General features: G+C 70.7%; 12 protein-coding genes. 4 read left to right on the top strand and 8 right to left on the bottom strand.

Translation table 11 applies throughout. From position 1 onward, the window contains the following. Positions 1-235: 235 nt before the first annotated feature. The 4 genes from ACFYRX_RS12350 to atzF are packed head-to-tail and all read left to right on the top strand — an operon-like array spanning position 236 to position 6,868. A complete protein-coding gene (locus tag ACFYRX_RS12350; protein ID WP_389098630.1) occupies positions 236-1,060 on the top strand; it encodes an urea amidolyase associated protein UAAP1 in 825 nt (274 codons plus the stop codon). Further along, entirely contained in the window at positions 1,057-1,695 is a 639-nt protein-coding gene (locus ACFYRX_RS12345; RefSeq protein ID WP_389098628.1) for an urea amidolyase associated protein UAAP2, read from the top strand. The genes ACFYRX_RS12350 and ACFYRX_RS12345 overlap by 4 nt, the downstream gene beginning before the upstream one ends. After that, positions 1,692-5,207, top strand: a complete 3,516-nt coding sequence (locus ACFYRX_RS12340) for a 5-oxoprolinase/urea amidolyase family protein (RefSeq protein WP_389098626.1) — start codon at positions 1,692-1,694, stop codon at positions 5,205-5,207. Before ACFYRX_RS12345 ends, ACFYRX_RS12340 begins: the two co-directional genes overlap by 4 nt. Positions 5,208-5,221: 14 nt before the next feature. Then, positions 5,222-6,868, top strand: coding sequence for an allophanate hydrolase (gene atzF / locus ACFYRX_RS12335; RefSeq protein WP_389098624.1), 1,647 nt, complete (start codon positions 5,222-5,224; stop codon positions 6,866-6,868). A 70-nt stretch (positions 6,869-6,938) separates the two neighbouring features. On the opposite strand, the gene ACFYRX_RS12330 is transcribed toward atzF, so the two are convergent. The 8 genes from ACFYRX_RS12330 to ACFYRX_RS12295 form a co-directional block, all read right to left on the bottom strand. After that, positions 6,939-9,803, bottom strand: coding sequence for a DEAD/DEAH box helicase (locus ACFYRX_RS12330; protein WP_389098622.1), 2,865 nt, complete (start codon positions 9,801-9,803; stop codon positions 6,939-6,941). Between the two features lie 233 nt (positions 9,804-10,036). Then, positions 10,037-10,987, bottom strand: coding sequence for a twin-arginine translocase subunit TatC (tatC, locus tag ACFYRX_RS12325; protein ID WP_389098620.1), 951 nt, complete (start codon positions 10,985-10,987; stop codon positions 10,037-10,039). Positions 10,988-11,035: 48 nt separating this feature from the next. Further along, positions 11,036-11,323 (bottom strand): Sec-independent protein translocase subunit TatA, encoded by a 288-nt coding sequence (gene tatA, locus ACFYRX_RS12320; protein WP_389098618.1) that lies wholly within the window; start codon positions 11,321-11,323, stop codon positions 11,036-11,038. Between the two features lie 258 nt (positions 11,324-11,581). Further along, entirely contained in the window at positions 11,582-11,776 is a 195-nt protein-coding gene (locus ACFYRX_RS12315; protein WP_053850561.1) for a hypothetical protein, read from the bottom strand. A gap of 10 nt (positions 11,777-11,786) precedes the next feature. Beyond that, entirely contained in the window at positions 11,787-12,077 is a 291-nt protein-coding gene (locus tag ACFYRX_RS12310; RefSeq protein WP_389098616.1) for a hypothetical protein, read from the bottom strand. Further along, entirely contained in the window at positions 12,074-13,111 is a 1,038-nt protein-coding gene (locus ACFYRX_RS12305; RefSeq protein WP_389098614.1) for a helix-turn-helix transcriptional regulator, read from the bottom strand. The genes ACFYRX_RS12310 and ACFYRX_RS12305 overlap by 4 nt, the downstream gene beginning before the upstream one ends. Before the next feature lie 18 nt (positions 13,112-13,129). Next, positions 13,130-14,083, bottom strand: a complete 954-nt coding sequence (locus ACFYRX_RS12300; RefSeq protein WP_389098612.1) for a helix-turn-helix transcriptional regulator — start codon at positions 14,081-14,083, stop codon at positions 13,130-13,132. 188 nt (positions 14,084-14,271) lie between these two features. Next, a complete protein-coding gene (locus tag ACFYRX_RS12295; protein WP_389098610.1) occupies positions 14,272-14,643 on the bottom strand; it encodes an FKBP-type peptidyl-prolyl cis-trans isomerase in 372 nt (123 codons plus the stop codon). Positions 14,644-14,653 lie beyond the last annotated feature (10 nt).

Genomic DNA, 14,653 nt, shown 5'->3' with positions numbered 1-14,653 from the left:
CACCCCGAACCGCCGCCACAGAGGCAGCGAGCACGCGGACACCCAGGCGCCCAACCCTGCCCCGACGCGCGGCTCCACCTCATGAGCAGGAACCAACCCGCACCCGCACCCGACGGAACTCCCCACCCCGTGAGCCCCCGGTAACCGGCCGGCAACACCCGAGCAACCCCCCCGACCCACCCCGCCCCTAATTTCTGTCAAGCGACAGAAACAACCCCGGAGCCGGAGGTCCGCCATGGCGACAGAGACCACGTACGGAGCCCGCGACCACGCACGCGCGCAGGAAGGCACCCGTGCCGAGGCCATGCCCGTCGTCCCGGCCGGCGACTGGCCGGACCCGCCCTGCGAGGCGGGCCACCTGGTGTGGGCGGAGACGGTCGCGGGCGGCAACTACACCCACCGGGTCCTCGCCCGCGGCACCGAGCTCCGCCTCACCGACCTGCACGGAGACGCCTGCGCCCACCTGCTCCTGTTCGTGGAGGGCCGCCCCTGGGAGCGCCTGAACGTCGCCGACACGGTCAAGGTCCAGTGGAACGCCTACCTCGGCGAGAACCAGCTGCTCCTGTCCGACCAGGGCCGCGTCCTCGCGAGCGTCGTCGCCGACACCTCGGGCCGCCACGACGCCCTGTGCGGGACCTCCACCCTCGTCCGCAACACCGAGCGCTACGGCGACGGCACCCCCCAGAGCCCCTCTCCCGCCGGCCGCGAGCTCTTCAAGCTGGCGGCCGCGAAGAACGGTCTCGAACCGCGCGACCTCCCGCCGTCCCTCTCCTTCTTCCAGGGCGTGCGGATCGACGAGGACGGCACCCTCGACTTCACCGGCTCCGCGGGCCCGGGTGGCAGCGTCACCCTGCGCGCCGAACAGGACGTGACCGTGCTGATCGCGAACGTCCCGCACCCCGCCGACCCCCGCCCCGCCTACGTCAGCACCCCCCTTGAGGTGCTCGCCTGGCGCGCCGGACCCACCCGCGCCGGCGACCCCCTCTGGGACGCCACCCCCGAGGGCCGCCGCGCCTTCCTCAACACCGCCGACTTCCTCGCCTCGAAGGGACGCGCATGAAACTCCAGGACACGCGCACGACGGCAGTGGTCGCGGCCCGCGCCGCCTGGTCCTCCGTCCTCCGCGAGGGCGAGACGCTCACCATCACCGACCTGCACGGCAACCAGGCCGTCGACTTCCTCGTCTACGACGCCCACGACACGTCGGTCCGCTACAGCGCCCCCGACACCATCCACGCGCAGGGCGGCATCTTCCTCACCACGGGCAGCGTGCTGATGTCCAACGAGCACACCCCGCTGATGACGGTCGCCGCCGACGACGTGGGCCGCCACGACACGGTCGGCGGTGCCTGCTCCAAGGAGTCGAACACCCTGCGCTACGGCCATCACACCTGGTCGCAGCACGCCTGTGTGGACAACTTCCTCGCCGAGGGCGCGAAGCACGGTCTCGGCAAGCGCGACCTCGTCTCCAACATCAACTGGTACATGAACGTCCCGGTCGAGAAGGACGGCACCCTCGGCATCGTCGACGGTCTCTCCGCCCCGGGTCTCTCCCTGGTGCTGCGCGCCGAGCGGGACGTCCTCGTCCTGGTCTCCAACTGCCCCCAGATCAACAACCCCTGCAACGGCTTCGACCCGACGGCCGTGGAGATGACGATCCGGGCGGCGCAGACGGCGATCGGGGCTGTCGCATGACCTTCGACACCCTCCTCGTCGCCAACCGGGGCGAGATCGCGGTGCGGATCATCCGCACCGCCCGCGAACTGGGCCTGCGTACGGTCGCGGTGTACTCCGACGCGGACCGGGCCGCCCCTCACGTCCGCCTCGCCGACACGGCCGTACGCCTTGGTCCCGCGCCCGCGAAGGAGTCGTACCTCGACGCCGATCTGGTCCTGAAGGCGGCCAAGGACACGGGCGCCGGCGCCATCCACCCCGGCTACGGCTTCCTGTCCGAGGACGCCGCCTTCGCCCGTCGCTGCGAGGACGCCGGAATCGTCTTCGTGGGCCCCACCGTCGGACAGCTGGAGCTGTTCGGCGCGAAGCACACGGCACGGGCCGCGGCCGAGGCGGCCGGGGTGCCCCTCGCGCCGGGCACGGGACTGCTGCCCTCCCTCGACGCGGCGCTCGAAGCAGCGGCGGCCGTCGGCTATCCCGTCATGCTCAAGGCCACCGGCGGTGGCGGCGGCATCGGCATGTCGGCCTGCCGCTCGGCCGCCGAACTGACCGACGCCTGGGACCGGGTGCAGCGCGTCGCCGCCGCCTCCTTCTCCTCCGCCGGCGTCTTCCTGGAACGGCTCGTCGAGCACGCCCGCCATGTCGAGGTGCAGGTCTTCGGCGACGGCGACGGCACGGTCGTCACCTTCGGCGACCGCGACTGCTCCCTCCAGCGCCGCAACCAGAAGGTCCTGGAAGAGGCACCCGCACCGGGCCTCCCCGCACACATACGCGCTCAACTCACCTCCAATGCACGCGACTTGTGCGCCTCCGTCGGCTACCGCTCCGCCGGGACCGTCGAGTTCGTGTACGACGCCGCCCGAGAGGAGGCCTACTTCCTGGAGGTCAACACCCGCCTCCAGGTGGAGCATCCGGTCACCGAGGAGATCTACGGCGTCGACCTGGTCGCCTGGATGCTCCGCCTGGCCCGGGGCGAGCGGGACGTCGTACGCGAGCCCGGCACCCCGCGCGGACACGCCGTCGAGGCCCGTCTCTACGCCGAGGACCCTTCCCGCGAACACCGGCCCAGCGCGGGCCTGTTGACCCGGGTCGAGTTCCCCACCGGGGTGCGTGTCGACGGCTGGGTGGAGACCGGTACCGAGGTGACGACGTCGTACGACCCGATGCTCGCCAAGATCATCGCGTACGGTTCCGACCGTGCCCACGCGCTCCAGCGGCTGGACGAGGCCCTGGAACGCACTCGCGTCGACGGCATCGAGACCAACCTGGGCCTGGTGCGGGCGGCGCTCACGCACACCGACTTCACTACGGCCACCCACTCCACGGCGACGCTCGACGAGGTCACCGATCCCACCCGCCGCATCGAGGTCGTGGCCGCCGGAACCCTCACCACCGTGCAGGACTGGCCCGGCCGCACCGGCTACTGGCAGGTCGGCGTGCCCCCGTGCGGGCCGATGGACGACCGTTCCTTCCGGCTCGGCAACGCGGCGCTGGCGAACCCGGAGGGTGCGCCCGGTCTCGAATGCACCCTGCAGGGGCCGTCGTTGAGGTTCTCCCACCCCACGACGGTCTGTGTGACGGGCGCACCGGCACGGGTCACGGTGGACGGCAGTCCGGTCGCGCAGTGGGAACCGGTGACCGTGCCCGCGGGCAGTGTCCTGGAGGTCGGCGCACCCGCCGAGCACGGCCTGCGGACCTACGTCCTCTTCGCGGGCGGCCTCGACGTCCCGGCGTTCCTCGGCAGCGCGAGCACCTTCACGCTGGGCCGCTTCGGCGGACACGGCGGACGGGCGCTGCGCACGGGTGACGTACTGCACGGAGGCCGCCGGGCCGAGGGGACGGCCGGGACCGACCGCCCTTCCCGCCCCTCCTTCACCTCCACCTGGCACATCGGCGCCGTCGAAGGCCCGCACGCCGCACCGGAGTTCTTCACCGAGGACGACATCCACGACTTCTACGCCGCCGACTGGAAGGTCCACTTCAACTCGGCCCGTACCGGAGTCCGCCTGGTCGGCCCGAAGCCCCGCTGGGCGCGCACCGACGGCGGCGAGGCCGGCCTGCACCCGTCCAACATCCACGACACGCCCTACTCGGTCGGCGCAGTCGACTACACGGGCGACATGCCGGTGTTGCTCGGCCCCGACGGCCCCTCCCTGGGCGGTTTCGTGTGCCCGGCGACCGTGATCAGCACCGAACGCTGGAAACTGGGTCAACTGCGCCCGGGTGACACCGTGCGCTTCATGCCGGTGAACACGGACGGCTCGGCGCGCCCGGCCATCGTGGACGGCGGCATCCTGGCCCGCGACGGCGACGTGACGTACCGCCGCAGCGGCGACGACAACCTGCTGGTCGAGTTCGGCCCCATGCAGCTCGACCTGGCGCTCCGGATGCGCGTCCACGCGCTGATGGAGGCGGTGTCCGAGGAGGGCCCGGACGGCATCACCGACCTCACCCCCGGCATCCGCTCCCTCCAGATCCAGACCGACCCCGGCCGCGTTGCGCAACACGAACTCCTCGCCGTCGTAAGGGAGATCACCGCCGCACTCCCCCCGTCCGACGAACTGGTCGTTCCCTCCCGCACGGTCCACCTCCCGCTCTCCTGGGACGACCCGGCCACCCGCGAGGCGATCGCCCGCTACATGGCGGGCGTCCGCGACGACGCACCCTGGTGCCCGTGGAACATCGAGTTCATCCGCCGCGTCAACGGCCTGGACTCGGTGAACGACGTCTACCGCACGGTGTTCGACGCCGAATACCTCGTACTCGGCCTGGGCGACGTGTACTTGGGCGCCCCGGTCGCCACCCCGCTCGACCCGCGGCACCGCCTGGTGACCACCAAGTACAACCCGGCGCGCACCTGGACGGCCGAGAACTCGGTCGGCATCGGCGGCGCGTACCTGTGCATCTACGGCATGGAGGGCCCCGGCGGCTACCAGTTCGTGGGCCGTACGACCCAGGTGTGGTCGGGCTGGCAGCAGCGCGGCGCGTTCGAGCCGAGCTCGCCCTGGCTGCTGCGCTTCTTCGACCGCATCAAGTGGTATCCGGTGGACGCGGACGAACTGCTGGAACTACGCGCCGACATCACCTCCGGCCGTTTCGTGCCCCGCATCGAGGAGGGCACCTTCTCGCTCGCCGAGTACCAGGGGTTCCTCGCCGAACACGCCGGGTCCATCGCGGAGTTCAGGGTGCGCCAGCAGGCCGCCTTCTCCCAGGAGCGGGACGCGTGGGAAGCGGCGGGCGAGTTCGCGCGCGCCGAGGCGGCATCCGCACCGGCGGTCACCCCGGCCGAGGTGACGGTCCCCCCGGGCGGCCATCTGATCGAGGCAGAATTCGCCGCCTCCGTATGGCAGTTGAACGTCGGACCGGGTGACGAGGTGACGGCCGGCCAGCCGCTCCTGGCCCTGGAGGCGATGAAGATGGAGTCCAGGGTGCACGCGCCGGCAGCCGGTGTGGTCACGGAGATCCTGGCGAGGCCCGGCGACCAGGTGGAGGCGGGGACGGCACTGCTCGTCCTGGCCCCGCCCGCACAGTGAAAGAGGAGCAGGACATGTCCACCACCGTCACCCGGGTCCGCGCCGCCTACGGCCGCGTCGAGGCCGTGGACCGCCCTGAGATCTGGATCGACCTGCGCCCGCGGGAGGAGGTCGAACGGGAAGCGCGGACGATCGACGAGCGGCTCGAGAGGGGCGAGCAACTACCCCTCGCCGGGCGCCTGTTCGCCGCCAAGGGCAACATCGATGTGGCCGGTCTGCCCACCACGGCGGGCTGTCCGTCGTACGCCTATCACCCCGAGGCCGACGCACCGGTCGTCGCCCGGCTGCGCGCGGCGGGCGCGATCGTGCTCGGCACCACGAACCTGGACCAGTTCGCGACGGGCCTGGTCGGCACCCGCTCCCCGCACGGCGCGGTCCGCAACGCCTACGACCCCGAGCGGGTGAGCGGCGGTTCCAGCTCCGGTTCGGCGGTCGCCGTGGCCCTGGGCATCGTCGACTTCGCCCTCGGCACCGACACGGCGGGCTCGGGCCGGGTACCGGCCGCCTTCAACGGCATCGTCGGCCTCAAGCCCACCCGCGGCCTGGTTCCCACGGCCGGAGTCGTCCCGGCCTGCGCCTCCATCGACTGCGTGACGGTCTTCGCCCGCACTCTCCCGGAGGCCGAACAGGCACTGGCCCACATGACGACCGGCACACCCCCGGGGATTCCCGGACGCCCGCCGGGACCCTGGCGGATCGCGGTCCCTCCGCGAGAGCAGCTGGGCGAACTGGACGAGGGCTGGGCAGAGGCGTACGAGCGGGCGGTGGAGCAACTGGTCGCGGCAGGCGCGTCGCTGCGCGAACTCGACCTCACAGCCTTCACCGAGGCGGCGGCGATGCTCTACGAGGGCGCGTTCGTCGCCGAGCGCTACACCGCCGTGGGGGCTTTTGTCGACAAGGCGACAGCTGAGGGCGACCCGAACCTCGACCCCACGGTCGCCGCCATCATCACCCGGGCCCGCGACCTCCCGGCCCACCAGCTCTACGCCGACATGGACCGTCTGTCCGTCCTGCGTACCCGGGCCCTGGCCGAACTGGCCGACGCGGACGCCCTTCTCCTGCCCACCACCCCCGGCCATCCCACCCTCGGCGAGGTGGCCGCCGACCCCGTCGGCGCCAACGCCCGTCTGGGCCGCTTCACCAATGCCACGAACCTCTTCGACCTGGCCGCCGTGGCGGTCCCGGCCGGCGAGGTGAACGGCCTCCCCTTCGGCGTGATGCTGATCGGCCCGGCACACACGGACGAACGCCTGACGAGAATCGCGGCCCAGCTCCAGCCGGAGACCCGGCTGGCAGTCGTCGGTGCCCACCTGACCGGCCAGCCCCTGAACCCCCAACTCCTGTCGTTGGGCGCCCGCCTGGACCGTACGACGACGACGGCCCCGGTCTACCGTCTGCACGCCCTGCGGACAACGCCACCGAAGCCGGGTCTGGTTCATGTGGGCAAGGGCGGCGCACAGATCGAAACGGAGATCTGGCGCCTCCCCACAGAGGGCCTGGGTCGCCTCCTGACGGACCTCCCCCGCCCGATGACGCTGGGCAGCGTGGAACTCTCGGACGGAACCCGAGCCCCAGGCTTCCTGTGCGAACCCAGCGCTCTCACCAACGCCGAGGACATCACGCAGCACGGCAGCTGGCGCTCATATCTGAACAAGGAGTAGGTCGCCCAACTCAGGGGCGCGGGGAACTGCGCGACCAGCCACAGCGAACCCGCGCCCGCCCCCAAACCCGTCACCCCACCGACGAGTAGGCCACAACCCCCCGCAGCAACAGATCAACAGCCTTACGCGCGTTCTTCGCAACGGAGGAAGACCGGTCGCCCCCCGACACCGGCGCCGCCGCGGAGATCTGCCCCAGCACGTCGATGACCTGCTTGCACCACCGCACGAAGTCCCCGGCCGGCATCTCCGCCTCCCGAAGCACCTCGTCGAGCCCCTTCCCCGAGGCCCACATGTACGCGGCCCAGGCGAACCCGAGATCCGGCTCGCGCTGCCCGACCCCCTCGGTCTGGCTGATCCGGAAGTCCTCCTCCAGGGCGTCCAGCCGTCCCCAGATCCGCACCATCTCACCGAGCGAGGCCTTCGCCTTGCCGGAGGGCACCTTGGGCGCCATGGCGTCGTCGCCGACCCGGGCCTCGTACACCAACGCCGACACGCACGCGGCCAGTTCGGCGGGAGCGAGGCCCTCCCAGACCCCTTCCCGTAGGCACTCGCTGGCCAGCAGATCGAGTTCGCCGTACAGCCGGGCCAGCCGCTTGCCGTGCTCGGTGACCTCGTCGCCCCGCAGATAGTCCAGCTCGGTCAGCAGCGCGACGATCCGGTCGAAGGTGCGGGCGATGGTGTTCGTCCGGCCCTCGATACGCCGCTCCAGCTGCGAGGTGTCCCGCATCAGCCGGTGATACCGCTCGGCCCAACGGGCGTGGTCCTCCCGGTCGTTGCACCCGTGGCAGGGGTGTGCCCGGATCGCCGTACGCAGTCGGGCGATCTCCCGGTCGTCGGCCGCCTGGGACCGCTTCTTGCGCGCCCGCTCCGGCGGAATGTGTCCCGCCTTGGTACGGAGAGCGGAGGCGAGGTCACGACGGGACTGCGGTGAACGCGGGTTGAAGGACTTCGGGATCCGCATCCGCTCCAACGCCTCGACCGGCACCGGGAAGTCCATCGACGCGAGCCGCTTGACCTGCCGTTCCGCGGTCAGCACCAGGGGCCGCGGGCCGTCATGGTGCTCGAAGCCCCGGTGTCCGTTGGACCGCCCGGCGGGCAGCCCCGGATCCAGCACCAGGGCGAGACCGGCGTACTTGCCCGTCGGCACATGGATGACGTCACCCGGCTTGAGTTTCTCCAGCGCCACGGCCGACTCGGCCCGGCGCTCGGCAACTCCCTGACGGGCCAGCTCCGTCTCCCGGTCCTTGAGCTCGCGACGCAGCCGCGCGTAGTCCTCGAAGTCACCGAGGTGGCAGGTCATGGACTCCTTGTAGCCGTCCAGACCCTCTTCGTTGCGCTGCACCTGCCGCGAGATCCCGACGACCGACTTGTCGGCCTGGAACTGCGCGAAGGACGTCTCGAGCAGCTCGCGCGAGCGATGCCGGCCGAACTGCTCGACCAGGTTGACCGCCATGTTGTACGACGGCTTGAAGCTGGAGCGCAGCGGGTAGGTGCGCGTGCCCGCGAGCCCGGCCAGATGCTCGGGGCCCGACCCCCGCTGCCAGAGCACCACCGCGTGGCCCTCGACGTCGATACCGCGTCGCCCCGCTCGCCCCGTCAGCTGGGTGTACTCGCCGGGGGTGATGTCGGCGTGCTGTTCGCCGTTCCACTTGACGAGTTTCTCCAGCACGACTGAGCGGGCGGGCATGTTGATACCCAGCGCGAGGGTCTCGGTCGCGAACACGGCCTTGACCAGGCCGCGCACGAACAGTTCCTCGACGACCTCCTTGAAGGTCGGCAGCATGCCCGCGTGGTGGGCCGCGATACCGCGCTCCAGGCCCTCCAGCCACTCGTAGTACCCGAGCACATGGAGGTCCTCGGTCGGGATCGACGTCGTACGCTCCTCGACGAGCTCGCGCACCTTCCCGCGCGCCTCGTCGTCGTTGAGCCTCAGCCCCGCGTGCAGGCACTGCTGGACGGCCGCCTCGCACGCGGCACGGCTGAAGATGAACGTGATGGCGGGCAGCAGGCCCTCGGCGTCGAGCCGCTCGATGACCTCGGGCCGGCTCGGTGTCCACACTTTCGACCGCTGCCGCCGCTCTCGCTCACGGTCGGCCTCGCGCATCGCCCGGCCGCGTCTGCGGTCCTGGTAGGAGGGCCGCTGGGCCTCCATCCGGGCCAGCCGCGTGAGGTCGGGGTTGACGGCCTTCTTCTGGCCCTCGCCCTCCTCGAACAGGTCGTACATCCGCCGCCCGGCGAGCACGTGCTGGAACAGCGGCACGGGCCGGTGCTCCGAGACGATCACCTGGGTGTCGCCTCGGACGGTGTCGAGCCAGTCGCCGAACTCCTCGGCGTTGGACACCGTCGCCGACAACGACACCAGGGTCACCGACTCGGGGAGGTGGATGATCACCTCTTCCCATACGGCGCCACGGAAGCGGTCGGAGAGGTAGTGCACCTCGTCCATCACCACGTATCCGAGGCCGAGGAGGGTCTGCGAGCCCGCGTACAGCATGTTCCTCAGCACCTCGGTGGTCATCACGACCACGGGGGCGTCGGAGTTGACGCTGTTGTCACCGGTGAGCAGGCCGACCTTGTCCGCGCCGTAACGGCGGCTCAGGTCCGCGTACTTCTGGTTGGACAGCGCCTTGATGGGTGTCGTGTAGAAGCACTTCTTGCCCTGCTGGAGGGCGAGGTGGACGGCGAACTCGCCGACGATCGTCTTGCCGGAGCCGGTGGGCGCGGCAACCAGCACGCCCTTGCCCGCTTCGAGAGCCTGACAGGCCTCGATCTGGAAGGGATCGAGACCGAAGTCGTACATCTCGCGGAAGTCCGCGAGCGAGGTGGCCTGCTCGGCTGCCCGCAGGCGGGCTGCCGCGTACCGCTCGGCCGGTGAGAGGTCCTCTGTCATCGTGCTTTCGAGCGTACCGGGCGCCACTGACAACAGGACGATCATTATCCGGATCGGCCTTCGCGAAACCCGGTCTTCACGCAGATCAGGAGCCGGGGGCAGAGAAGGCCCGGCGGACACGACGCGCTCGGCGGCAACGCCTTGGGCCGTTTCCCGGCCGCAACGCGCAAGCGGCCGGCAGCGCCGCTGTGGCGCCCCGGCCGCGGCCCGCGGTGGAGTGGACGAAGAGGGCGCTCCCGCAGGTCACGGCAGTGACCTCAGGAACTGTTGCCCGCTCGTCAGGTCACGTCGTCATAGCCGTTGACCCGGTCCGTGCCCGACGCCTCGGGCAGTGCCCGGCTCGCGGAGACGGTCTCGACCTCGCCGATGTCGTCGGGGGTGAGGTCCAGGTCGGAGGCCTCGTCGTCGTCGGGCCCCTCGGCCTCGCGACGGCGCTTGCGGCGGTCGTTCAGCAGCGAGAACGCGGTCGCCCCGAAGTACAGCACCCAGATCGGCGCGGCGAGCGCGAGCATCGTCAGCGGGTCGGTGCTCGGCGTGGCGACGGCCGCGAACACCGTGATCGCCATGATCATGCCGCGCCACCAGCCGAGCATCCGCTTGCCGGTGATCAACCCGGTGAGGTTGAGGAAGACCAGCAGCAGGGGCAGCTCGAAGGAGAGGCCGAAGACCAGCACCATGCGCAGGACGAGGTCAAGCAGGTCGTCCAGGGGCAGCAGGTTGGAGGTACCGCCCGGGGTGAAGCCGATCAGCACCTTCGCCGTGGTGGGCAGCACCGAGTAGGCGAAGTAGGCACCGACCATGAAGAGCGGGGCACCCGTGCCGACGAAGGCGTAGGCGTACTTCCGCTCGTGCCGGTGCAGGCCCGGGGCGACGAAGGCCCACAGCTGGTAGAGCCAGACCGGGGAGGCGGCGACGACGCCGGCCATCAGCGACACCTTCAGGGCCAGCGTGAAGGGCGCCAGAAGGCCGTTGATCGTGATCTCGGCACACGGCTTGGTCGACTGTGTCGACTTGGCCAGTTCCGCGAAGGACTTGTCACAGCCGACCGAGTCGAGGATCGGCTTGGTGATCAAGTTGATGATGTCGTTGTAGAAGAAGGCGGCGACGACCGTGACAAGGACGATGGCCAGCATGGCCTTCGCGAGCCGGTTGCGGAGCTCACGAAGGTGATCCGCGAGAGGCATCCGCCCCTCGGGATCCCTCTCCTCTTTGCGGGCAGACTTGAGCAACCCACGTTCCCATCTCGTGCGGGCGGGCCGGAGGTCACCGGCCCCGCGTCAGCGCTTGGTCGTGTCCGTCGGCTCGGTGACCGGGCGCGAGCTCGTCACGTCGCCAGGGGCGGACTGGATGGTGCGCTGAGCCGGGGTCTGCTCGTCGGTGTTGGGCGGGCCGGCCGGCGTGGCCGTGCTGCTGCCCTCGTCCTTCATCGCCTTGGCCTCGCTCTTGAGGATGCGAGCGGACTTGCCGAGCGAGCGCGCCATGTCGGGAAGCTTCTTCGCGCCGAACAGCAGGATGATGACGACGAGGATGAGAATGATCTCGGGGGCGCCGAGCCTTCCGAACATAAGTCTTTACCTTCTCACCGAGGCGGCTTGTGGGGTGCTGTCCGACCGGTCGGACACATGTCCGACCAGTCGTGCTGACAGCGATCGTAACGCTCAGGGGTGAACGCCTGGCAATCCCCGTGCGTACTCCCGGTTCGCGGCCGGGCCTCGTTATCCGGACCGCGACCAGCAGCGTACCTGTCGACCTGGCCGAGGTGACAGGGCGAAGTGGCGCAAAACGCATCCAGCCCGCCACTCACACCCAACTCTCAGCCGTACTCACAGCGAGTCCACAGAACGGGCCGTGCTCACCGCCGCCCGCTCCAGGTCCTCCGCGGCCCGGCTGATGCGCCGCGCGGAGTCCGTGACCTGCCTCCCCAGGCGCTGCGCCTCCAGAAACACCCGGACGGCGAGCACACCGAGAACGGCGAGACCCACGAAACCCACAGCTACCGCGAACATCGGCCAGAACATGGCACCGAGCCTAGAGGGTGGAGTGCAGCCGCAGCGTCCGGACCCCGCCACCGGTGAGCAGCTCCACGATCCGCTCGCCCGCGGGCTTGCGGACGGCCGCACCGCACTCGGGGCAGGTGAAGGAGTAGAACGTGGTGCGCGTGCTCGCACCGATCGCGAGGCGCAGGGCGCTCGCGGTCAGCTCGAAGCGCTCCCGGCAGTCCGGGCAGCCCGCCTTGAAGGTCACCGGAGCCGCGCTTCTCATCCCCGCGAAGGCGGCAGCCACCGTCATGCCCGCACCGGACGTCGCCGACTCGCTCAAAGCCCCTGCTCCTGCCTGTCGTACCGACCGTCCTGTACACGGGTCCCGGGGGTCTCGTGCGCCTCGACCCCGTCGTAGGCCGCAAGCGCCTCGCGGGCCGCCTCGCGGGCGCTGTCGGCGAGGTCGCGCGGCGAGACGATACGGCCGTCGCGGCCGAGCCGGAGCGCCAGCCGCCTCAGGGACGCCGGCTCGGGAGTGCGGAGGGTAATACGCAGCCCACCGTCGGAAAGCTCATCCGCACTGTCGTGCGGGTAGTACTCGGCGACCCAGCGTCCGCCCGGCCCCACCTCCACGACCACCTCGGGATCCTCGGCCGCGGGCTGCACGAGCCCCTCGGACAGGTCCCTGAGCTCGATCTCGGGCGGCACGGACGGTTCGTCGAGGATCCTGATCTCGGCGACCCGGTCGAGCCGGAAGGTGCGGCGCGCCTCGGAGCGGCGGCACCAGGCCTCCACATAGGTGTGGCCGACGCTGACCAGGCGGATCGGGTCGATCTCACGCTCGGTGACCTCGTCGCGGGCGGGCGAGTAGTAGCGGATCCACAGACGGCGGCGCTCGGAGATGGCCCGGTCGACGTCCGCGAAGACACCGCCCTCGGACTCGAAGGTCACCGACAGTCGCGCGCTGGCGCCGGCATTCTCACCGGCCGCGGTCTCCACCTTGGCGGTGGCCCGCAGCAGCGCCTGCCGGTCGCTCTCCCTGAGGCCGGGCAGTGTGGACACCGCGCGGGCGGCCACCAGCAGCGCGGTCGCCTCGTCGGCGGCGAGCCGGAGCGGCTCCGCCACGTCATCGGGGTTGTGCCACCAGATCCGCTCGCCGTCGGTGTCGATGTCGAGCAGGTCGCCCCCGCGGAAGCTGGTGCCGCACATGGGCAGCACATCGAGGTCGGAGACCAGCTCGTCCTCGGTGATCCCGAAGGCACGGGCGACGTCCTCGACCCGGGCTCCGGGGCGCTCCTTCAGATAGGTCACCAGCGAGAGCATCCGCCGGGTCTGGTCGATGGCGTTCGTGGGCCTGACCGGTTTGCCTGCCACGTTCTCTTCCGCTCCCCCTCAGCCCTTGGCCACGGCACGCAGCCGGTCCACCACGTCGGCCCGCAGCTCGGCGGGCTCCAGGACCACCACGTCAGGGCCGAACTCCACCAGCCAGGCGTCCAGGCCGTGGCCGTACGGAATCTCCAACTCGTCCCAGCCCTCGCCCAGTTCCCGAACCGAGGTGGCCTTCGCCCGCAAGGGGTATCCGGCATCGGTGCGCAGCCGGATCCGCGCGCTGCGGTCGGCGGTCTCGCCCGCCCAGCTCGCGACGGTCTCACGGACGGTCACGACATCGGGGACCGGAGCGGTGAAGCGCGCACCGCGCGAGCGGACCTTCCCGGTGATCCGGGAGAGCCGGAACACCCGCTCGGCACCCCGGTCGCGGTCGAAGCCGGCCAAGTACCAGTGGCCGCGCCAGCACTCCAGCGCCCACGGCTCGACATGGCGGGGCTCGGGGCGTGCGGCGGTGGCCTTGCGGTAGTCGAACAGGACCGGACGGCGGTCTCGGCAGGCCAGCATCAGCGGCTCGAAGGAGGCCTCGTGCACCGGGATGCGCGGCTCCAGGGCGCCATGCGTCTCATAGGGGTCGACATCCTCGGGCAGCCCTGCCGCACGCAGCTTCTGGAGAGCGCCGCTGGCGGCACCGGCGAGCCTGGCCTGCTGCCACACCTTGGCGGCCAGCCCCAGGGCGGCGGCCTCCTCGGCGTCGAGCGTGATGGGCGGCAGCCGGTTGCTGTCGCGGCGGGCGAGATAGCCGACTTCGCCGTCGAGGTTCTCAACGGTCTCGATCACGAGCCCCAGTTCGCGCAGATCATCCTTGTCGCGCTCGAACATCCGGTTGAAGGAGTCGTCGGAATTCGCTTCCAGGTAGGCCTCGATGGACTCCCGGAGCTCACGCTTGCTCAGCGGCCGTCGCGTCCCGAGCAGACACAGCGCCAGGTTCATCAGCCGCTCGGCCTTGGCAATGGCCATCGACGCCCTTCGCCTCCCTATGGTGCTTCCGGACGATGACCGTACCGCCCCGAAGGAGCAAGGCAAAAGCCGAGGGCCCATGCCCGGACAGGCATGGACCCCGGTTGATCGAATCCGGTCGGATCCCGTACGACGATCCGACCGCGACGCGATCTCTTATGACTTCTCCGACAACTGCGGTACGACGATCAGACGGCGACGAGGTCGACCACGAAGATCAGGGTCTCGCCGGGCTTGATCGCCGGAGTCGGGCTCTGGTTGCCGTAGGCGAGGTGGGCGGGGATGGTCAGCTGGCGACGGCCGCCGACCTTCATGCCCTGCACACCCTGGTCCCAGCCCTTGATGACCCGGCCGCCGCCCAGCGGGAAGCGGAACGGCTGACCTCGGTTCCAGCTGGCGTCGAACTCCTCACCGGTGCTGAAGGAGACGCCCACGTAGTGGACGGTGACGGTCTGGCCGGCCTGCGCGACCTCGCCGTCGCCCTCCCAGATGTCCTTGATCTCCAGGTCCGCCGGGGGCGCGCCCTCAGGGAAGTCGATCTCGGGCTTGTCGATGCTCACGTCACTCGCT

This window comes from Streptomyces sp. NPDC005374 (assembly GCF_042872225.1).
In the GTDB taxonomy this organism is placed as follows: domain Bacteria; phylum Actinomycetota; class Actinomycetes; order Streptomycetales; family Streptomycetaceae; genus Streptomyces.
The sequence above is the reverse complement of the archived record's forward strand: the minus strand, read 5'-3'. Positions and strand labels throughout refer to the sequence as shown.

Coding starts and splice junctions, on each gene's coding strand:
- ACFYRX_RS12315 (WP_053850561.1), bottom strand. CDS start 11,776: ATGTTCTGGCCGATGTTCGCGGTAGCTGTGGGTTTCGTGGGTCTCGCC.
- ACFYRX_RS12350 (WP_389098630.1), top strand. CDS start 236: ATGGCGACAGAGACCACGTACGGAGCCCGCGACCACGCACGCGCGCAG.
- atzF (WP_389098624.1), top strand. CDS start 5,222: ATGTCCACCACCGTCACCCGGGTCCGCGCCGCCTACGGCCGCGTCGAG.
- tatA (WP_389098618.1), bottom strand. CDS start 11,323: ATGTTCGGAAGGCTCGGCGCCCCCGAGATCATTCTCATCCTCGTCGTC.
- ACFYRX_RS12330 (WP_389098622.1), bottom strand. CDS start 9,803: ATGATCGTCCTGTTGTCAGTGGCGCCCGGTACGCTCGAAAGCACGATG.
- ACFYRX_RS12300 (WP_389098612.1), bottom strand. CDS start 14,083: ATGGCCATTGCCAAGGCCGAGCGGCTGATGAACCTGGCGCTGTGTCTG.
- ACFYRX_RS12340 (WP_389098626.1), top strand. CDS start 1,692: ATGACCTTCGACACCCTCCTCGTCGCCAACCGGGGCGAGATCGCGGTG.
- ACFYRX_RS12345 (WP_389098628.1), top strand. CDS start 1,057: ATGAAACTCCAGGACACGCGCACGACGGCAGTGGTCGCGGCCCGCGCC.